The organism is Spirosoma harenae (genome assembly GCF_054776975.1).
In genome coordinates this window covers 230,240-250,661 of the sequence record NZ_BAAHBD010000006.1, presented here as the reverse complement: position 1 = coordinate 250,661, position 20,422 = coordinate 230,240, and the positions used below count along the sequence as shown (strand labels likewise).

Below are 20,422 nucleotides of genomic sequence, written 5' to 3'. Positions count from 1 at the left end.
AAAAAAATACCCCTTCGCTCAAGCAATTGAGCGAAGGGGTGGATAAAAGAATGGTGAGAATTACTGCACTGAAATTACACGGTTGGGTGAGCTAGGTTGCTGGGTTGACAGGGTTACGGTTTGTGTGGTTGTTTCAACTCCGTTTGTCACTTCCAGTTTGTAAACGCCATCGGTCAATTCACTCAGATTCAACTGAGTCCGGTAGTTTTCTTCTTTTTTAGTCAGGTGTTCGCTGAATAAAATCTTGCCGCTAGGCGATTTCAGGACGATATCGACTGTACCGCCTTTTTCTTTATCCAGAGCAACATTTAGTTTGCCACTAGTTGTTGTATAAATACCGGTTTTAAAACTGGCAACCGCAGCCGGACGGCTACCTGGGTTGGTTTCTGCGAACGTAGCAGCAGTGGTAACAAGGCCTAAAGAAAGGGCAAGAGCGAAGGTTTTAACGAGCGTTTTCATTGTATGTTGTTGTTTGTGTTTAGTTCTAAGCAGGTCGGGGTTTCTTTCCCGTTTTGTTGCACCAAAGTTATGGGCACTAAATGGTACTATGCATTGCAAACTACTGGAACGGTAGCCCGATTGGATGAATGGCAGGAAAACGATGACGACTGAGCGAACGGTCAGCGTAGAAATGGCTGTTTTACCCACTATATTTGAGAAAAGACCGTCGGACTAATGGGTTTGAGTCGCTAAAAAAGTGGTTCAGGAAGTCCTATCGTTAATAAACCGTTTATGATACCTGAAACAACCCCTACATATTTATATACGACTCTACCTGTATTCACTAATTTCCCTAATCTGATTGCGGCAGAAAGCACACGGCACGGAGGGGTTAGTCCAGCCCCATTTGCGTCGCTTAATCTGGGAATCAACACACCTGACGATACTGTCAATGTCAATGAAAACCGTCGGCGTTTCTTTTCGGCTATCGGCGCAACCGTAGATCGATTTGCTTCTTCGCATCAGGTTCATGGTACGGAGATTTTACGGGCCACTGAACCCGGCCGTTACGATGGATACGATGCCTTAATAACAAATACCCCCGGACTCTATATTGGTGTAACCGTTGCAGATTGTGTTCCCATTCTCATTTATGATCAGGAACATCAGGCTGTTGCCGCCATTCATGCGGGCTGGCGGGGCACTGTCGGAAAAATTGTGACGAAAACACTTGTTCAGATGCAACAGCAGTTCGGTGCATCGGCAATTCATTGCTATGCTTATATTGGAACGTGCATTGACGAGTGTTCTTTTGAAGTCGGAACAGAAGTAGCTGAGCAGTTTGATTCCGAGTTTAAACGCGACAATGCCGCGTCTGGAAAGAGTTTCGTGGATTTAAAAAAAGCGAATGCTCAGCTTTTGCGAGATTTTGGCATACCTAGTGAGCAGATTCATATATCGCCTTTCTCGACTGTATTGAACAACAGCGATTATTTTTCATATCGGGCCGAGCAGGGGCAAACAGGGCGTATGCTAGCCGTAATTGGCATAAACGCCTAAACAAAATAGAGTGGTGGTCGTTATATATCTGTTTTTAATTCGAATAATAACTCAACGACTACAATTATGGGAATCTTAGTATCAATTCTGGTAGGGGCCGTAGCTGGTTGGCTGGCTGACCTGGTTTTTAAACGGTTTTCGTTTTCGTTATTCGCCGAAATTCTCTTAGGTATTGCCGGTGGATTTGTGGGTGGATGGATTTTTGGCCGCGATGGTGGCGTAATCGATCAAATACTAACTGCTTTCGTGGGCGCCGTTATCATTCTTGGCATTGCTGCCCTTATTAAGGGACGTAGTAGTACGGTGTAGTCCTGAACCGGGATTTAAGGATTTAACTGACCGACTATGCTTTTGTAGATAAACACTTCGTTGAAGTGAACAGGCAAAGGCATAGTCGGTCAGTTAAATCCTTAAATCCCGGTTTATTTTAGTATCTGCCTCGAAATCACCACCTTCTGGATCTCGCTAGTCCCTTCTCCAATTGTACAGAGCTTGGCATCCCGATAAAACTTCTCGACGGGAAAATCCTTCGTATAACCATAGCCGCCAAAAACCTGAACCGCTTCGTTTGCGACGCGTACAGCCGTTTCGGACGCATATAATTTCGCCATTGCGGCTTCTTTTGTGACTGGCTTACCAGCATCTTTTAAATCAGCTGCCTGATAAGTTAAAAGCTTGGCGGCCTCAATTTCTGTTGCCATATCAGCCAGTTTGAAGCTGATTCCCTGATAACTAGCGATCGGTTTTCCAAATTGCTCCCGTTCTTTTGCGTAATCAAGAGCTGCTTCGTAAGCACCTATTGCAATGCCAAGGCTTAATGCTGCGATCGAAATACGGCCGCCGTCAAGCACTTTTAAGGATTGGATGAAACCATCACCTACTTCGCTAAGCCGCTGACTATCGGGAATTCGACAATCCTGAAACAACATCTCGGCGGTTTCAGACGCACGCATACCTAATTTATCTTCTTTCCGACCTCCTGAAAAGCCGGCCGTTCCGCGTTCGACAACAAAAGCGGTGGCGTTATGTGTCGTATTCGGCTCACCCGTGCGGGCAATGACTACAGCGACATCACTGCTTTTACCGTGCGTAATGAAATTTTTAGCACCATTCAGTACCCAATCATCTCCATCACGCACCGCCGTTGTACGCATATTTCCGGCATCGGAACCCGTATTCGGCTCTGTCAAACCCCAGGCTCCCAGCCACTCACCACTTGCCAACCGAGGGAGATAGGCCATTTTTTGTTCATGACTGCCAAATAAAAGAATGTGATTGGAACATAAAGAATTATGAGCCGCCATCGATAAACCGACGGCACCATCAACACGGGCCAATTCGACAATAGCTGTCACATATTCACGATAGCCCAATCCGGTACCTCCATACTCAATGGGCACCAACATGCCCATTAATCCCTGCTCGCCCAGTTGGCGAAACAGATTTGCTGGAAAATGTTGCTCTTCATCCCACTGACGACTGTTCGGACGGATGAGCCGTTCGGTTAGGTCTCGTACGGATTGAGCTATTAATTCTTGATTTTCTACAATTTCGTTTGTCATAAAGTATGCTGCATTGAGCAGCGAATAAGTAGGAATATCGGAAAAAAACGTCAGAACTCCAATGTTTTTTAGAGCCGATCGCAAACCATTGGTTTAACGATTTAAAAGGAAATGAATCAATTATTTTGGTGATGAAAATCTAGTTTTTTATACTTCAGATATTCGGTTTTCTAAAACTGGTATCATGCACTGTAATCTGAAAATACGTATGAAAAAGCTCTCTGGTTTTCAGGAGTTAATGTACCGATAAGTCATTATTAATTAGAAGGCAGAGGCAATTATTAAAAAACTCCTATTTTTGTGACAATAGACCTGAGGATACGTCTAGATAGCGTATTGCAGGAAGCCATCTTATATATGAACGTATAACTTATATGAAATTAGCTGTTGTTGGAACCGGATACGTAGGTCTTGTCACAGGTACTTGTTTTGCTGAAACAGGCAATCAGGTTACCTGCGTTGATATTGACATCAGAAAAGTAGAAAAATTAAATAACGGGATTGTTCCTATTTATGAACCGGGCCTGGAGACTCTGTTTCATCGAAACGTAGAGGAAGGCCGTTTGTCATTTACGACCAATCTTGAAGAGGGCATAAAAGGCGCTGAAGTTATCTTCCTGGCTCTACCAACTCCGCCGGGCGAAGATGGATCGGCTGACCTGAAATATATATTAAAAGTCGCCAGTGATCTGGGACCAATTCTAAGTCAATACGCCGTTATTGTTGACAAGAGTACGGTGCCTGTTGGAACAGCCGAGAAAGTATATGCGCATATTGCTGACAATGCTAAGGTCGATTTTGATGTTGTATCCAACCCCGAGTTTTTGCGGGAAGGTGTAGCCGTTGAAGATTTCATGAAGCCCGACCGTGTGGTTATCGGTACGAGGTCGGAGCGGGCTAAAGCGGTGATGAATAAGCTGTATGCTCCGTTGGTGCGCCAGGGCAATCCGGTCATCTTTATGGATGAGCGTTCTGCCGAAATGACCAAATACGCGGCCAATGCATTCCTGGCTACTAAAATCACCTTCATGAACGAGATTGCTAACCTGTGCGAGCGGGCTGGTGCAAACGTGGATGACATTCGTCGGGGTATTGGTACCGATAGCCGGATTGGTAAGCGCTTCCTGTTTGCTGGTATTGGCTATGGCGGGAGCTGTTTTCCTAAAGATGTGCAGGCATTGGCCAAAACGGCAAAGGACTTTGATTACGATTTCAAAGTGCTAAAATCAGTTATGGAAGTTAATTATGAGCAGAAAACCAAACTGATGCCATTGATTCTCAATCACTTTGGTGGGGATCTAAAAGGGAAAACCATTGCCGTTTGGGGCTTGGCGTTTAAACCCTATACGGATGATATTCGTGAAGCACCTGCGTTGGACAACATTAAAGCGTTAGTAGAAGCAGGCGCCAAAGTAACGGTATATGACCCTGAAGCCATGGAGAATGTACGGGGTCAAATTGGTAATACAGTGACGTATGCCCATACGCAATATGCTGCGCTGGACGATGCTGACGCGCTGGTGGTTATTACGGAATGGCCGCTGTTCCGTACCCCTGACTTCGATAAAATGAACCTGCTGTTGAAGAACCGCGTGATTTTCGATGGTCGGAATGTATATGAACTGGATCAGATGCGGGAGCAGAACTATACGTATTATTCAGTAGGACGTGAGCCTGTTTTGGCCCCAGTTGAGCAAAAGGTGTAATCGCTAAAATAGCATAGGTTCTACTTTTCTGGTTACCAGTAATGGCCCAAAAATAGAACCTATTCATTTAATAGGCTATTTTAACTCAGAGACACAGCCTTTTGCTTTCAAAACTTACCTAGTTAATTCTTATAAACTAAGTAATTATAGCAACTAGCCGCTTTTGAAAGTCGTATATAGATAGTAGGTTTGAAGAGATTCTGAGTGATTTCAGGAATCTAATTAAATTGGCCTGACATAAGTCAGGGGAGTAAGCCTATTATTTTGAATATTCACGAATTGTGGGTTAGCGTATTGATTAGTTGCATTACGGCGACTACCTAAACTATCCACTACCAACTCGTAACGAATGAAACGTGTACTAATTACCGGAGGAGCCGGGTTTCTCGGGTCGCACCTCTGCGACCGATTCATTAAGGAAGGCTATCATGTGATCGCTATGGACAACCTCATTACGGGCGATATCCGTAACATTGAGCATTTGTTCCATTTGCCCAATTTTGAGTTTTATCACCATGATGTCTCCAAATTCATTCATGTGCCGGGCAATCTGGATTATATCCTGCATTTTGCCTCGCCAGCCAGCCCAATCGATTATCTGAAAATTCCGATTCAGACGCTGAAAGTGGGGTCGCTTGGCATTCATAATTGTCTTGGCTTAGCTCGGGTGAAGGGGGCTCGCGTTATTATCGCTTCGACCTCCGAAGTGTATGGCGACCCAACCGTTCATCCGCAGAATGAGGAATATTGGGGGAATGTGAATCCAGTTGGCCCTCGCGGGGTATATGACGAAGCTAAGCGCTTTCAGGAAGCAATGACCATGGCTTACCATACCTATCATGGTCTGGAAACGCGCATCGTTCGGATTTTCAATACGTATGGGCCACGGATGCGGCTGAATGATGGCCGGGTATTGCCGGCATTCATCGGACAGGCGCTTCGGGGAGAAGACTTAACTGTTTTCGGGGATGGCAGTCAGACTCGTTCGTTCTGCTACGTCGATGATCTGGTCGAAGGTATTTACCGGCTCTTATTGAGCGATTATCCCTATCCGGTGAATATTGGCAACCCATCCGAAATTACGATTAAGGAGTTTGGCGAAGAAATCATTAAACTGACGGGTACAACCCAGAAATTAATCTTTAAGGATCTACCAAAAGATGATCCCAAACAACGGCAACCTGATATTACCAAGGCAAAGGAAATTCTGGGTTGGGAACCGAAAGTAGCTCGGGCCGAGGGCTTGCGGATTACGTACGAATACTTCAAGAGCCTACCGGAAGAGGAGCTATATAAGGCGGCCTACCACCGTGAGTTTGATAAAAAGTAATATATAGATAAAGGGATTGTGGTTACTGAAAAAATACTTAATTTTACCTGAGTAACTGCCTTGGCAGTACACCTTTAGCTGTCTAATATAAACCTGCGAGCCACATGGCGCGCAGGTTTTTTTATGGCTTATTAACGAGTTTATTCGACCGTGTTGGCGGCTACAGACTGCGGCATTAATAAGGGGAGTGTCACCTGAAACCAGCCATCATTTTCCTCAATGATAAGGTCAGGTTGATTCAATAGCCGATATTTAACCGCAATATTCGACAATCCAACTCCATTTGAATCAACTCGTATGGTTTTTCGCTGCAGACTATTTTCAACGATAAGTTGCTGATTTTCGGTTGTTCGAATGCGAATCCGTAGGGGAGTTTGATGAAGAATTACATTATGTTTAACCGCATTTTCGACCAATAGCTGTAAGGTCAGAGGAGGTAGTAGGGCTTCCTCATACGTTTCATGGATAGCTACGTCTAAGCTAACCGAATTGCCAAATCGGGTTTTGAGCAAATGAAAGTAGGATTGAATAAATCGTAATTCGATACCCAGTGTCGTCAGTTCGTTTTCATTACTACGCAATAAATAGCGATACACTCTCGATAGCTCGTCGACAAATTCGCCGGCCTGTGCGGGGCTTTCATCAATCAATGATGAGAGCGTATTCAATCCATTAAACAGAAAATGCGGGTTAATCTGACTTTGAAGGGCACGCATCTGCATCTCCGTTTTTTCCTGCTGCATTCGCTGTAAGGCCAGATCGGCTTCCAGGAATTCGCGGTGATGTTGTTCACGTTCGCGCTCGAGTTCCTTTTCGATAACTGCTTTATTTACAGCCTCGCGCCGATGTCGGTAGGAAATGCCTAGTGCAAAAAAGATCAAATCGAGAACAACGCCCATCTGTACAAACAAATCAGGATGCTGCCAGAATGGCAACTGTACGTTGGTATTCGGAGAGCGGATTAATAAAAATGTTGTGATCGAATGGTTGATTAACAGGGAGGCCGTTCCTGCTACAAAGAAACGAGCCACCACATCTTTCGATCGGAAAAATGAAAAAACGATATAGGTTCCAACACCCAGCAATGCAAACCGAACTGGTTGAAGTAAGAGAGTGTGGAGCTTGGTTTGCCAAAAATCGGTAAAGAGATAAATATAGGTTTTGACAACGCAGTAAGTGATTAGCAATCCCTGCACAATTCTGACCCAGCGAAAGAGCTTTGGTCGCTCCCGAAGATTCAGAAAAATTTTGGCTAGTTCCAGATAAAGAATGTAGCCTGTATAAGACAGCAGAAGCTTGTAAAAATTGGAAATGTTATAAGGTAAAGCGAAATGATTAATGGTGAAGTAAACCGCCCAGGTCAGGGTGTAGATCGAGTAGATACCGTAGATGCGCTCCCGATACATGAACCACTGCACTGAATTCGCCAGTAGCATGGCCAGTACCATACCCAAAAAGAGTGGAGACCAGGCTTCGTAAGTCATTAACTGAGTAAAACGGTTTTCAAGAGGATAAGCAAATATACAAAAACCGTCCTGTATTAATTTCAATCACTCTATTAAGCGGAAAAGGGATTGTCGAGCGGTAAGGTATGAGGGTGAATCGCTTCAGTAACCTTACAATACAGTTCATTGGACTCTTTTCTCAGTTCATGCAGTAGCCTCTGGTACATCGGAGTGGGTAGTTGTAGGTTTGTATCGTTCCTCAAGAAAAACATAAACAACAACTACGAAATGAAAACCATTACTCAATTTGCAACGTTGGCTTTGGCCATCACACTGTCGATCGGATCGACCCTGGCGCAACAGCCTGTAAAACGTACGACCGCAAAGCCATCTGTTCGCCCTTACTCATCGACCAGCCGACCCGCCACCACACAGGCGAATAAACCCGCGGCTACTGCCGCACCCGCTGCGAAACCACAAACGCAAACTCAGGCCCAGCCAGCGCAGACGCAAGCCCCCGCACCGGTTGCCGCTCGTCCGGCCGAATCGCGCCCACAACCTGTTTCGCATTCGGCTCCGACTCGTCCGCGTTCAACGGCATCTTATCGGAGCCATAAGAATGTGTACGTGAATCTGGGCGTTGGCCTGGCAACATATTATGGCGGTGGTTTTCCGGTAGGTGTATCAGTTGAAGCAGATGTGAAAAACAATTTTTCAGTTGGCGGCTCAATCGACTATTATCATTACAACTATGGATATTATTCAAGCGGCTACAATTTTGCTTACTTCGGTGCCCGCGCATCTTATCACCTGGCTGAAGCCTTGAATGTGCAATCCAGCAGCTTCGATCCATACATAGGTGCTTCGCTTGGTTTCCGATATGCCGGTTCAGGATATTCTGATTACTACTATACCAGTTCGTATAATAGTGGCGTATGGGTAGGGCTGCATCTGGGCGCTCGCTTCATGTTTAGTCCAAAAGTTGGTGCATTTACTGAACTGGGTTATGGAGTGTCGGCTGTAAAGCTGGGCCTGACCGCAAAATTTTAGATTATAGTATCTAAACACCAGCCACGACCATACATAAATGAAAACGGGAGCCATTAAATAGCTCCCGTTTTAGTTATATACAATTGGCAACTAATAAAAAAGCAGCAAACATATCTGTCTGCTGCTCCTGTGTTCTGGTTAGTGGCTTCGATTTACTGACTGCGCATTCAGCAATCTTTTTCCACTGTACCCACCGGCAATGCCTATTGCTCGGTGTGATTGCCGTACATTTTCTCTTTGTAAGCGGCTTTGATAATTTCGGTGCGACGTTTGATCGACGGTTTTTGGAAAGCCGTCCGCGACCGCAACTGTCGTAACACACCCGTCTTCTCGAACTTCTTTTTGAAGCGTTTCAGGGCTTTGTCAATCGACTCGTTGTCTTTTACGTTAATGATAAGCATGTTTTAATATTGTGTTTTAGCTAAAACCGGACGGCAAAGATAATAGATTTGCAGACATGAAACAAGCTATTATTGATTTAGGAACCAACACATTCCACCTATTTATTGCCGAAACGACCGGTTCAACGCAATCTATTCTGTTTCGGGAAAGCCGACCAGCTAAAATTGGTCAGGCAGGTATCAATCAGGGGTTTATTACTGAAGCAGGAATTGAGCGGGCGTTGGGCGTATTAAGTTATTTTCGTGGAGTCCTGGATCAATTTGATATAGTACCTGAGCGGGTAGTTGCTATAGGCACAAGTGCCATTCGGGTTGCTCGAAATCAGCAGGAGTTTATTGACCGGGTACAGGCGACAACGGGTATACAAATTCGGGTTATTTCGGGCGATCAGGAGGCAGATTATATCTATCAGGGTATCCGGGCTTCTGGTGCTCTTGACGAGGCAACGGCATTGATTGTCGACATTGGTGGAGGGAGCGTTGAATTTATTTTAGGAAATCGGTCCCGTATTTTCTGGAAACAGAGTTTTGAAATAGGTGGACAGCGTTTGCTCGACCGATTTATGCCGGGGGCAATTGATCAACCCGAACCGATTAGTGCTGGCAGCATTCGACGATTATACGACTATTTTCAGGAACAGCTTTTGCCGCTGGCTAATGCCATTCATCAATACCAGCCAACTGTACTGGTAGGTTCATCGGGCTCGTTCGATACATTAGTCGATATGTGGTTCATGCGCGAACAAGGCCACTTGCCCGACGCCGATCAGGCTACCTTTACATTACCGATTGACGAGTTCTATCGAGCGTATGCGTTGCTAATTACTAAAAATCATGCTGAGCGAATGCGGATTCCGGGGATGATCGAACTGCGGGTCGATATGATTGTGGTAGCCGTTTGCCTCATTGATTATGTGCTGAAAACGTATGGTATTACGCAGATCAAAACCTCGACCTATTCGCTGAAAGAAGGGGTCTTTGCTTCGCTCTCCCAATAACAAATGAAGTAAAGCAGGTAAGTTCTGCGCTCAATAGGCTTTTATGGTCGACTTTATTGTGTAGCCTGACTTATCCTTTTCATCAGAAAGAATGAAAGCTGAAACAAACGCTCGCTCTTCGTATAATAACCTGATTTATACTGCTTTCATCATTGGTGCTGTTACCATTGCGCTCATTTTTCCGGGTCCGTTTACCCAAATTGGTGATTTTCCGCTGAAGAAACTCATTGTACCGCTCTTGCAGATTATCATGCTGGGCATGGGAACGACCATGTCGCTCAAGGACTTTGAAGGGGTTATTCAGCAACCGCGTGCTGTATTTGTCGGGGTTGTCTGTCATTTTTTAATCATGCCTTTGTTGGGTTTTACGCTGGCAAATACCTTCAATTTTCCACCCGAAATTGCGGCCGGTGTTGTGTTGATTGGGTGCTCACCTAGCGGATTGGCTTCTAATGTTATGTGCTTCATCGCCAAGGCAAATGTGCCTTTGTCGATTACCGTAACTACCTTATCGACGCTGCTGGCTCCGTTTCTGATGCCTGCACTGATGAAATTACTGGCTGGGCAGTTTATCGAAATTTCGTTCTGGAAAATGATGGTCGAGATTATCCAGATTGTGATTTTACCAGTTGTCGTTGGCCTGATTCTGAATCGTATTTTTCATAAATCAGCTATGGTTCTGAATCGAATCATGCCACTGATTTCAATGGGTGGAATTGTGTTGATAGTTGCCATTATTACCGCGGCCGGGCGAGATAGCTTGCTAACAGTGGGATGGACGCTGGCACTATGCGTCCTGATTCATAACCTGACTGGTTTTATATTAGGCTATTGGTCGGCTCGGCTTTTTGGCATGGATGAACAAAGCTGTCGAACAGTAGCCATCGAAGTCGGACTGCAAAACGGCGGCTTGGCGTCAGGCATTGCTGTTCAGATGGGAAAAGTAGCAACCGTTGGTCTTGCACCAGCGCTCTTCGGCCCGATCATGAACACAACGGGATCACTATTGGCTACCTACTGGAGCCAGCGACCACCTAAAGAAGTTGCTGCGAGTGAAGTAACGACTACTCAGTCCGTATCTTAGATCAATCCGTTAACTATATAATCCGTACAGAAAAGCCATCCAATCAATTTTACTATTGGATGGCTTTTCTGTACGGATAAAGTTGTATATGCAACTTTACTTCTTTTCATTTGTAAAATGAATTCAGAAACCTACTGTATAGCGGGGCGTTTACGGATGCTGGCCCGGATTGTAACGGGACGTTATAATGATGCATTTGTGTCGGAAGGTGTAACGTTTGCGCAGGCAGCTTTACTAATGCACATCTTCGCTAAACCGGGTATTCGTCAGGCGGAGTTATCGAAACGATTGCAGATTGAGAAGTCGGCGATGAGTCGGGATGTGCAGTTGCTGCAAAAAAAAGGCTGGCTAACCGATAGTCTGCGAAGTGGCTTGTTTCTGACTGAGCAGGGGGGATTACTGGCGAAACGTTGCCATAAAATCTGGAAAGTATTGAATCAACAAATTCGGGAAGAACTCGGATCGGAAGCTGTTGAAGGACTTTCGGTGCTTTCGGAGAAGTTGATGAACTGAATTGACAACTTGAATTTTTAAGGTATGAAACCTACATTTTTGCAAACAACGCGTCGCGAATCGACTAAAACCTGGCTATTTCGGACTGGATTGAACTGGTATCCGATGTTTTTCGGAACGGGAGGCCATATTTTGTTCTGGTCGGATGACTCGCGGGAAGTGCATGTGCGGCTACGACGAAGTATCTGGACGTATAATTACGTAGGGACTATTTTTGGAGGGAGTATGTTCTCCGCTTCCGACCCGTTTTATATGGTGATGCTGCTGAAAATTTTGGGTAAGCAATTCGTTGTTTGGGATAAATCGGCGAGCATTCGCTTTCGCAAACCCGGTCGACAAACGCTGTATGCGCGTTTTGATATTACAGATGAGCAACTTCGGGCAATTCGCGAAGAAGTGACTATGAACGGTCAGGCCGAGTATGTATTCAAGGTTCGCTGGGTCGATAAAAACGAAGTCGTGCATGCTGAACTCGAACGCTTATGCTACATCGCCGACAAAGCGCATTATGAGCAGCGAAAAAATGATCGGCAACAATCAAGCTTTCGTCGCTAATTCGTATGACACAGGAACATCATCTGGTTGTTCAACGGACAGCCCGCTATTATACGATTGGCCAACTTACTGAGCAAACGCAGTCTATCTGGTTCTGTCTGCACGGATTTGGGCAATTGGCACACTATTTCAGCCGCAAATTCACGGAGCTGGACGATGGTCGAACCTTGATCGTCGTTCCGGAAGGTCTATCGCGATTATATCTGAATGGAGAATATCAACGAGTGGGCGCATCCTGGCTGACTCGTGAAGATAAAGAGCAGGAAATCGCTGATTTTCTGGCTTATTTGAATTCACTCTACGACCGTATCCTGAGTGGTCGTAATCCCGGCCACTTTAAGATAACCTTGCTGGGCTTTTCGCAAGGTGCCGCAACCGCCTGTCGCTGGCTGAACGATGGTTATATTCAGGTGAATCGGTTGATTCTCTGGGCAGGATTTTTTCCAAACGGTTTATCGGATGTTATCGATCCTGCAAAATTAGTATCAGCGGAGACGCATTACGTTTACGGAAAACAGGACGAATATATTAACCAACTTCCCGATTCTGAAGGGTATCTACAGCGAATGCAGAAGGAAGTACCTAACTTACTTATAACCGCTTTTGACGGAGGTCATCGGGTGGAGCCAGACGTATTGACAAAATTAACGGGTACTCCGAAGTCGATTTCGTAATTTTTTCAGGAGCGATGGCTTCTTCGGTATACAAACGACTTCTCCTAAAAGGGTAGTATCTTCCGATAGCTTAACGAGTAAAGCTTCATTACGACTGGCTGATACATGTATTTCCTGAGTAGTGAAGCCAATAAAAACCGCTACTACCACAAGTTTATCGTCTTGGTAATCAGGAATTGGTAGCGTAAATGATCCGTCTTTGTCGGTGAATGTTCCCCTAGACGTACCTTTCACTTGTATGATTACGCCAGCTAGCGGTTTATTGTCTGCACGGCTGAGTACCTGCCCTTTAATTACTCCGAGAGAGTCATTCGTGGTATGTGGATGAAGCGGCTCCACAGTTTGGTCTACTGAATAAAGCGAATGAGCTGTATTAACTTCCTGAGCTTGGCTAAAAAGGGGGTTTGGGCTCGCCTGACTTGTACTCCAGCTAATCAAGCCAGCCGCTATTAAATTAATCCAGTGTTGACTCCGGGAACCCGTGCGAACAGATAGCCCAGCGATCGATGCACGATGGAGTTGTTCGGCAGTAAATCGACCACATACCTTCTTCGGCTGAGCTAGAAAATAGCCCACTAATTGCTGATCGCTCATAGCGGTAAAATCCACTACCGTTTTCTGGCAATGCGCGCAGAATCGCCCCGTTTCTCCCGCTTCCATATCCTGCCAGCGTTGTTGACAAGGGTTGGGAATTATTAGCTGTACTGGTTTTTTAGACATACAGACTGAATTGATGTATGGAGCGGGAGATTCTGCATAACTAGCAATAAGCCTATTGCTGTTTCCGATGGATCGTCATAGCACCGGCCTGCGCACCAGCCAGAATTGTCATGTCGGCAATAGTGACGTGAGCTGGAGCCGTTACGGCGTAGGCAATGGCGTCGGCAATATCTTCGGGTGTCAATGGCGTGAAACCCTGATAAATTTTTGACGCCCGCTCTTGATCGCCTTTGAAACGCACCATCGAGAATTCAGTTTCTACGGCACCCGGAGCAATATTCGTGACTTTGATTCCATGCTGCGTTAAGTCTAATCGCATGCCCGTGCTGATTGCTTCCACAGCCGCTTTACTCGCACAATACACAGCACCATTAGCATAAATCTCCTTACCGGCTATTGAGCTAAGGTTGACAATATGGCCTCGTTTCCGCTCCACCATTCCCGGCATTACGGCCTTCGCCACATACAGAACGCCCTGTACGTTGCCGTCGATCATTTGATCCCAGTCGGCAATATCGCCATCCTGAATCGCCGACATACCATGCGCATTACCAGCATTATTCACCAAAATATCAATGGCTTGCCATTCTTCGGGTAGCGTATTGATCGATTCGTATACTTCTACCCAATTGCGTACGTCGAAATTGAGCGTGGTTACCTCAGTTTTCTGACTTAAAATCTCCTGTAATTCATCAAGTCGATCCTGTCGGCGACCGCAAAGAATAAGACGAAAGCTAAGATCAGCGAAAGCATCGGCAGTGGCCCGGCCAATACCAGAGGTAGCGCCAGTAATAAGGGCAATACGAGACATAAGAATGGTCAAAAAGGTGATTTGACAAAGATAACGCAACCGCCTAACGTTTGCAGTCGGCACGCCAGGATTCTGTGAATTCCTTTCCCATTTGATCTAAATATTAAAATTATTGTCTCTGTTTATCAGCTATTTATTAATTAATCACTATGCTTAAAAAATGTGTTTACTGATTTTGGTTAGGTTTTTGCACGAGTATAATTGTCGCAGATCTAACGAAAAGCGGCTACTTCGCCCGACCTTGACGACGCTCGTATTCAATACCCTAGTAATTAGTTGTTTATATGCTCCCTGAATTTTCGGTTGTCATTCCAACATATCAGCAACCGGCTTTGCTGCTTAAGTGTCTCGACGCGCTGGGGCGTCAACGGCTCCCGCGTGACCAGTTTGAAATTATTGTTGTAGATGAGGGTGTATCGTCTGAAACTGAAACAGCCGTTCAGCTTTTTGCGAAACAAATGGCCCGCGACGGGATGCCGCTGGAAGTTCGTTACCTGAGTCAGCCTAAACGTGGGGGACCGGCAGCCGCTAGAAATCGCGGTTGGCAAGCTGCCCGTGGGCGTATTATTGCCTTTACGGACGACGATTGTTTGCCCGAGCCGGAGTGGCTTTCGTCGGCTTTACTCTGCTTTCAACGTGGAGCACAGGTATTGAGTGGGCAAATGCGCGTACATTTACCTGATCAGCCGAGTCCACTCGATCGTACGGCTACTATTTTGAAACGGGCAGAGTTTATGACCCTGAACTGTTTTTGTCGCAAATCGGCACTGGAGCGGGTAGGCGGGTTTGAGGAAGCGTTTGATACCGCATGGCGGGAAGACAGTGATCTTCAATTTAAGTTTATCCAGGCGGGTATTCCGATTAGCAAATGTCCTGAAGCTCTCGTGATCTATCATATTCGTCCCTGCCCCTGGTATGGTCTTCTGCGCGACGAGCGGAATAATTCGTACGATGCGTTGCTTTATAAACGGCACCCAAACTTATTTCGCGAACGTATTCCGGCCTATCGACAGCAGAAATTTCAATATTATATATCGGTTTTGAGCGCAGCATTAGCACTGATCGGACTGCTCTTACGTTCCCCCGCTCTCGTGATGATTGGGCTGAGTATCTGGACGATTTTATCGACGGATCTGATTATGCGTCATTTACCTCAGCAACCGCTAACCTGGACAATCGCTAAACATACGATCATTACTGCTGTAGCCACTCCCTTTTTATCGGTTTACTGGCGCCTGTACGGGTCCATAAAATACAAAGTCCTGTATCTGTAGCAGAGAGCATGGGGTTTGGGGCAGAGGGTAAAATACTGTTTTTTCGGTTCCTCTGCTCTAAACCCTCTGCCCCACGCCCATAATTACACGCTATTTAATGAACCATTAACGATCTGATTGTATTTTTGAAGGATAAAGGCGGTATTACTCAATTGCCTTTATCCATGAATGGATCATTTGCATCAGTCGTTTAGCGTTCGGTTTACATATACTGTTTTTTTTACCGAGCATCTTTTTGATTCCGCCAACACTGTATTTGCTGACTTTCTGAAACAGCAGATAATAGGCGAAACGCGGAAAAAACTCCTTTTTGTTATAGATTCAGGTGTCGCAGCGGTTTACCCTGAACTGTCGTCAGCTATTAAAACCTACATAGCGCAATATGCTGACAACCTTGAACTTATTCCGGAGCTGCTAATCATTCCAGGGGGTGAGTTGGCGAAAAATAATCCTGATTTTGTCGAGAAAATTGTTAGCGCCGTTGATCAATACGGTATTGATCGGCACTCGTATGTAGTCGCCATTGGTGGAGGTTCTATATTGGATTTAGTCGGTTATGCGGCCGCAATTTCGCACCGGGGCATTCGGCATATTCGTATTCCAACCACTGTTTTGTCGCAGAATGATTCAGGCGTAGGTGTCAAGAATGGGGTCAATTATCAGGGAAAAAAGAACTTCCTGGGCACCTTTGTTCCCCCTATAGCGGTATTTAACGACAGCCATTTTCTGACTACGCTCGACGAACGTGATTGGCGAGCTGGCATTTCAGAAGCGTTAAAAGTAGCCTTAATAAAAGATGCTACCTTCTTCGAGTGGATTGAAGCGAATGCCGAGCAGTTAGCCGCTCGCGATATGGCGGCTATGCAGTACCTGATTCATCGCTGTGCGCAAATGCACTTAGACCACATTGCCAGTGGAGATCCGTTTGAAATGGGTTCATCGCGACCGCTGGATTTTGGGCACTGGAGCGCGCATAAACTGGAGCAACTCACTGATTTTGAAATTCGGCACGGCGAAGCTGTTGCCATTGGAATTGCCCTGGATAGTCTTTATTCTGCCCAGCTTGGCTGGATTACGCAGGTCGATACGACCCGGATTCTGACAACGCTACAAACACTTGGTTTCTCCTTATATCATCCTATGCTCGATGCCAATAACAGCGAAGGATTGTTGAAAGGCCTGGCCGAATTCCGTGAGCATCTGGGTGGGCAATTAACAATTATGTTGCTGAAAGGAATTGGTAGGGGAGTAGAAGTACACGATATTGATCCTACTCTTGTTCGGCAGGCCATTGCAACGTTAAAAGAGTCTAACGATCAGACCTATAAAGTTCTGGAAACGATATAGGGCTGAAATATATATGAAAAACCTCCTGGGACATTTGGGGTATTGCACCAACATTCATGCTGGTGAAACCTGGTCCGATCATTTTGCGGCCCTACAACAGGCTATTCCTGAACTAAAGCAGCAACTATCGCCCGATGCGCCCTATGGCATTGGCTTACGTCTATCGAATCAGGCGAGTGAAGAGCTGGAACAGCCCGAAAACCTGGTCGCTTTTCAACATTGGCTGACGCAAAACGACTGTTATGTATTCACCATGAACGGATTTCCGTTCGGTGGTTTTCATCGTACCGTTGTAAAAGATCAGGTCCACGCGCCCGATTGGACAACCGAAGCACGGGTTGAATATACCAAGCGGTTATTCCGAATTCTGTCGGTTTTGTTGCCTGTCGATGAATTGGGCAATGCCATTCAGGGCGGAGTTTCTACCTCGCCACTTTCCTACCGTCGTTGGTTTGAATGGGAGCAGCCTGCCGCCCGTGATTATATTTTTTCGCAGACCACCCAGAATATCATTGAAGTAGTGGCCGAATTAATTCGACTGCATCGCCAGACGGATCGGCTGATGCACCTCGATCTGGAGCCCGAAGCCGATGGTATTATTGAAAATACAGACGAGTTTATTGCCTGGTTCACGGACTATCTGTTGCCCATGGGCATTGAACAGATCAGCGAACAGTTTGGTATGACGGATACGGAAGCCGAAGAAACCATCTGTGCGCACGTTCGATTATGCTTCGATGTCTGCCATTTCGCCGTGGGTTACGAACGTCCGGCTGATGTGTTGGATAAACTTAAAGAATACGGCTTACGAGTCGGTAAAATTCAAATCAGTGCGGCTTTAAAAGCAGAGTTTCCTGAAGATCAGGCGGGTCGTGAGATCGTTCGGAAGGCGTTTGAGCAGTTTAACGAACCAACGTATCTGCATCAGGTAGTTGCCCGAACCAGAACGGATGAACTGCTGCATTTTGCCGATTTGCCCGAAGCCCTGGCTGCCTTGAATGAAGATCATGTTGAATGGCGATCACATTTTCATGTGCCTTTGTTTGTGGCCGATTATGGCGTCTTGACATCCACACAGGACGATATTCTCGAGGTATTACGGCTACAGGCTGACCGGAAATTTACCAATCAGCTTGAGGTAGAAACCTATACCTGGGAAGTATTACCCAAAGAATTAAAACTATCCTTAGTCGATTCGATTGAACGAGAAATGAAGTGGGTACAAAAATCAATTAGTAGTGATGAGAGATAAACGATGAGTGATGAGTATTAAAAAAATGTTCATCACTCATCGTTTATCACTTATCGTTTATACTTCCTCATTATGAAAAAAACTGTAGTCCTTGATGTTGTCGGTCTGTCGTATTCACTGATTGGTGAGCACACGCCTTTTCTCAAACAATGGTTTGCCGGTAAACACCAGGCTACAATCGATCCTATGCTTCCGGCCGTAACTACGTCAGTTCAGTCGACGTACGTGACGGGTAAGTGGCCTAGCGAAACGGGTATTGTTGGTAATGGCTGGTACGATCGGACGGATAGTGAAGTAAAGTTCTGGAAGCAGTCCAATAAATTGGTAGCGGGTGAAAAAATCTGGGAACGGGCGAAAAAGATAGATCCAAATTTCACGGTTTCAAAGATGTTCTGGTGGTATAATATGTATTCCACCGCAGATTTTTCGGCTACGCCCCGCCCACAATATCCATCGGATGGAATGAAAATTCCGGATTGCTACACTCACCCCGGCGACCTCCGCGACCGGCTCACGAAAGAATTGGGCACGTTTCCGTTATTTCAATTCTGGGGACCGGCAACTACGATAAAAAGCAGCCGTTGGATTGCCGATGCGTCGATGTTGGTAGACAAATGGCACAACCCAACGCTAACACTGATCTACCTGCCACATCTGGATTATTGCGTGCAAAAATTTGGGCAGGATTTTTCAAAAATTGCTACTGATCTCCGCGAAATCGACGACGTTTGCCGCGACCTGATTCAATATTACGAGCAAAAAGGTGCGGAGGTAATTGTCTTATCTGAGTATGGTATTACGAACGTAAGCAATCCGATTCATATCAACCGGATTCTGCGCGAAGCCGGTATGATACGGTATCGGGAAGAGCGTGGTTTGGAAGTATTCGATGCGGGAGCTTCTCCGGCTTTCGCTACCCCCGATCACCAGATCGCTCACGTGTATATCAATGACCCGTCGGTTTTTGATAAAGTACGTTCGCTACTCGAAAAGACGCCGGGCATTGAATTAGTGCTGGATAAAGAGCAACAGAAGGCCTATCACATCGACCACGAACGCTCTGGCGACTTGGTTGTCGTAGCTGATGCGAATAGCTGGTTTACCTATTATTACTGGCTCGATGATGCCCGCGCCCCAGATTATGCCCGGCTGGTTGCCATTCACCAGAAACCCGGTTATGATCCTGTCGAAATGTTTATGGATCAGACTAATCCGTTCATTAAACTGAGAGCAGGCTATAAATTGGGTCGAAAACTGCTTGGTTTCCGGTATCTCATGGATGTGATTTCACTCGACGCTACCCTTGTGAAAGGATCGCACGGGCGAGTAGGGACTGCACCCGAACATCATCCCGTATTTGTTAGTAGCCGAAACGTTGGTAAGTCGCTGTCAGCCACGGATGTATACGATCAGATATGGGAAACTCTGGGAGCTGATGTCCTGGCTAAACAGACGACGTAGATTCTTGGTTATTTGGGCAAAAGCACCTAATTTGAAACCATGAAAGCCATCGTTGCCCTCCTTCTGCTGCTATCGGCCTGTACCTCGAACCGGCCCGCAACTGTGAACGCTCCTGCGGATGGTGCTGAGTATTACCAGGCTAATCAGCCAGTAGTGGCATACCAACCACGGCTTTACCCTGATCCTCAAGGCGGGCTAGGACACTCGCAAGACCCTGATATTCGGGTCACCGATATCCGTCTGACGGCTAGTTACACGGTGCTTTACATGACGTTTTCAAAAGACCCGACTGAGCGCAACAATAACTATTACGGCACGAGCAGTATTTCGTTTAATCCGAAAGCTGTGTTGGCGACTTCGGATGGGAAGAAAACCTATGCGTTGCTCAAAACCGAAGGAATTCCAATGTCGCCCGAAACCCTCGATATCAAGAATGACGAAAAAGTACCGTTCGTTCTCTATTTCGAGCGACTGGATAAAGGTGTCGAATCGTTCGATTTGTTTGAATGCAAAAGCGATAATCAAAACTCCTGCTTCAATGTCGCTGGTATGAACGTCCGTAATCCCCTGAATTCGACCGCTACACAGAATTAGTCCTAGTTTCTATAGACTCACCTGGCCTGTGGCCTCACAGGCTATATTCCCGGATGTCTAAGTCGGCTGGCGCATGAGGGTTCTGTGAAGACACAGACCCAGGAGTCAGAGCAAACAAAAATTTCTCACAAGAAAAGTTGATTTT

The 20,422-nt window shown here is 45.9% G+C and carries 21 protein-coding genes; 15 read left to right on the top strand and 6 right to left on the bottom strand.

Translation table 11 applies throughout. The features are described from left to right. Positions 1-60: 60 nt before the first annotated feature. Positions 61-459 (bottom strand): T9SS type A sorting domain-containing protein, encoded by a 399-nt coding sequence (locus ACYVE4_RS04800; RefSeq protein WP_460995790.1) that lies wholly within the window; start codon positions 457-459, stop codon positions 61-63. Between the two features lie 273 nt (positions 460-732). Between ACYVE4_RS04800 and pgeF the strand changes: the two genes are divergently transcribed. Continuing rightward, positions 733-1,500 (top strand): peptidoglycan editing factor PgeF, encoded by a 768-nt coding sequence (gene pgeF, locus ACYVE4_RS04795; protein WP_460995789.1) that lies wholly within the window; start codon positions 733-735, stop codon positions 1,498-1,500. A gap of 66 nt (positions 1,501-1,566) precedes the next feature. Continuing rightward, positions 1,567-1,809: a GlsB/YeaQ/YmgE family stress response membrane protein gene (locus tag ACYVE4_RS04790; protein WP_381497169.1), complete on the top strand. Its 243-nt coding sequence runs from the start codon at positions 1,567-1,569 to the stop codon at positions 1,807-1,809. Positions 1,810-1,922: 113 nt separating this feature from the next. Here ACYVE4_RS04790 and ACYVE4_RS04785 read toward each other — a convergent pair whose 3' ends face one another. Beyond that, on the bottom strand, positions 1,923-3,062 hold the full coding sequence (locus ACYVE4_RS04785) for an acyl-CoA dehydrogenase family protein (RefSeq protein WP_460995788.1): 1,140 nt from the start codon (positions 3,060-3,062) through the stop codon (positions 1,923-1,925). Between the two features lie 374 nt (positions 3,063-3,436). On the opposite strand from ACYVE4_RS04785, the gene ACYVE4_RS04780 reads away from it, so the two are divergent. Continuing rightward, on the top strand, positions 3,437-4,768 hold the full coding sequence (locus ACYVE4_RS04780) for a UDP-glucose dehydrogenase family protein (protein ID WP_460995787.1): 1,332 nt from the start codon (positions 3,437-3,439) through the stop codon (positions 4,766-4,768). Positions 4,769-5,117: 349 nt separating this feature from the next. Further along, positions 5,118-6,098 (top strand): UDP-glucuronic acid decarboxylase family protein, encoded by a 981-nt coding sequence (locus ACYVE4_RS04775; RefSeq protein WP_460995786.1) that lies wholly within the window; start codon positions 5,118-5,120, stop codon positions 6,096-6,098. Positions 6,099-6,238: 140 nt separating this feature from the next. On the opposite strand, the gene ACYVE4_RS04770 is transcribed toward ACYVE4_RS04775, so the two are convergent. Continuing rightward, positions 6,239-7,582 carry a sensor histidine kinase gene (locus tag ACYVE4_RS04770; RefSeq protein ID WP_460995785.1) on the bottom strand — a complete coding sequence of 448 codons (1,344 nt, stop codon included), beginning with the start codon at positions 7,580-7,582 and terminating at the stop codon, positions 6,239-6,241. Positions 7,583-7,831: 249 nt separating this feature from the next. On the opposite strand from ACYVE4_RS04770, the gene ACYVE4_RS04765 reads away from it, so the two are divergent. Beyond that, entirely contained in the window at positions 7,832-8,593 is a 762-nt protein-coding gene (locus ACYVE4_RS04765; protein ID WP_460995784.1) for a hypothetical protein, read from the top strand. 203 nt (positions 8,594-8,796) lie between these two features. Here the strand turns inward: ACYVE4_RS04765 and rpsU are convergent, their stop codons facing one another. Then, entirely contained in the window at positions 8,797-8,994 is a 198-nt protein-coding gene (gene rpsU, locus ACYVE4_RS04760; protein WP_460995782.1) for a 30S ribosomal protein S21, read from the bottom strand. Positions 8,995-9,050: 56 nt separating this feature from the next. On the opposite strand from rpsU, the gene ACYVE4_RS04755 reads away from it, so the two are divergent. The 5 genes from ACYVE4_RS04755 (at position 9,051) to ACYVE4_RS04735 (ending at position 12,818) form a co-directional block, all read left to right on the top strand. Next, entirely contained in the window at positions 9,051-9,992 is a 942-nt protein-coding gene (locus ACYVE4_RS04755; RefSeq protein WP_460995780.1) for a Ppx/GppA phosphatase family protein, read from the top strand. Between the two features lie 91 nt (positions 9,993-10,083). Further along, a complete protein-coding gene (locus ACYVE4_RS04750) occupies positions 10,084-11,076 on the top strand; it encodes a bile acid:sodium symporter family protein (RefSeq protein WP_460995779.1) in 993 nt (330 codons plus the stop codon). Between the two features lie 117 nt (positions 11,077-11,193). Further along, positions 11,194-11,589 (top strand): MarR family winged helix-turn-helix transcriptional regulator, encoded by a 396-nt coding sequence (locus tag ACYVE4_RS04745; RefSeq protein ID WP_460995777.1) that lies wholly within the window; start codon positions 11,194-11,196, stop codon positions 11,587-11,589. A gap of 24 nt (positions 11,590-11,613) precedes the next feature. Beyond that, positions 11,614-12,144, top strand: a complete 531-nt coding sequence (locus tag ACYVE4_RS04740; RefSeq protein ID WP_460995776.1) for a DUF4442 domain-containing protein — start codon at positions 11,614-11,616, stop codon at positions 12,142-12,144. A gap of 5 nt (positions 12,145-12,149) precedes the next feature. Next, on the top strand, positions 12,150-12,818 hold the full coding sequence (locus ACYVE4_RS04735; protein WP_460995775.1) for an alpha/beta hydrolase: 669 nt from the start codon (positions 12,150-12,152) through the stop codon (positions 12,816-12,818). Here the strand turns inward: ACYVE4_RS04735 and ACYVE4_RS04730 are convergent. Together ACYVE4_RS04730 and ACYVE4_RS04725 are read right to left on the bottom strand one after the other, a co-directional pair. Next, positions 12,789-13,538 (bottom strand): carboxypeptidase-like regulatory domain-containing protein, encoded by a 750-nt coding sequence (locus ACYVE4_RS04730; RefSeq protein WP_460995774.1) that lies wholly within the window; start codon positions 13,536-13,538, stop codon positions 12,789-12,791. The genes ACYVE4_RS04735 and ACYVE4_RS04730 overlap by 30 nt on opposite strands. A 52-nt stretch (positions 13,539-13,590) precedes the next feature. Continuing rightward, a complete protein-coding gene (locus tag ACYVE4_RS04725) occupies positions 13,591-14,349 on the bottom strand; it encodes an SDR family NAD(P)-dependent oxidoreductase (protein ID WP_460995773.1) in 759 nt (252 codons plus the stop codon). A 284-nt stretch (positions 14,350-14,633) separates the two neighbouring features. Here ACYVE4_RS04725 and ACYVE4_RS04720 point away from each other — a divergent pair, with 284 nt between their 5' ends. The 5 genes from ACYVE4_RS04720 to ACYVE4_RS04700 all read left to right on the top strand — a co-directional run bounded on the left by ACYVE4_RS04720 (position 14,634) and on the right by ACYVE4_RS04700 (position 20,277). Next, positions 14,634-15,623, top strand: coding sequence for a glycosyltransferase family 2 protein (locus ACYVE4_RS04720; RefSeq protein WP_460995771.1), 990 nt, complete (start codon positions 14,634-14,636; stop codon positions 15,621-15,623). Between the two features lie 168 nt (positions 15,624-15,791). Next, positions 15,792-16,970, top strand: a complete 1,179-nt coding sequence (locus ACYVE4_RS04715) for a 3-dehydroquinate synthase (protein ID WP_460995770.1) — start codon at positions 15,792-15,794, stop codon at positions 16,968-16,970. A 13-nt stretch (positions 16,971-16,983) separates the two neighbouring features. Further along, positions 16,984-18,222, top strand: coding sequence for a metabolite traffic protein EboE (eboE, locus tag ACYVE4_RS04710; RefSeq protein WP_460995769.1), 1,239 nt, complete (start codon positions 16,984-16,986; stop codon positions 18,220-18,222). Positions 18,223-18,294: 72 nt separating this feature from the next. Then, positions 18,295-19,683, top strand: a complete 1,389-nt coding sequence (locus tag ACYVE4_RS04705; protein ID WP_460995768.1) for an alkaline phosphatase family protein — start codon at positions 18,295-18,297, stop codon at positions 19,681-19,683. 39 nt (positions 19,684-19,722) lie between these two features. Next, entirely contained in the window at positions 19,723-20,277 is a 555-nt protein-coding gene (locus ACYVE4_RS04700) for a hypothetical protein (protein ID WP_460995766.1), read from the top strand. Positions 20,278-20,422 lie beyond the last annotated feature (145 nt).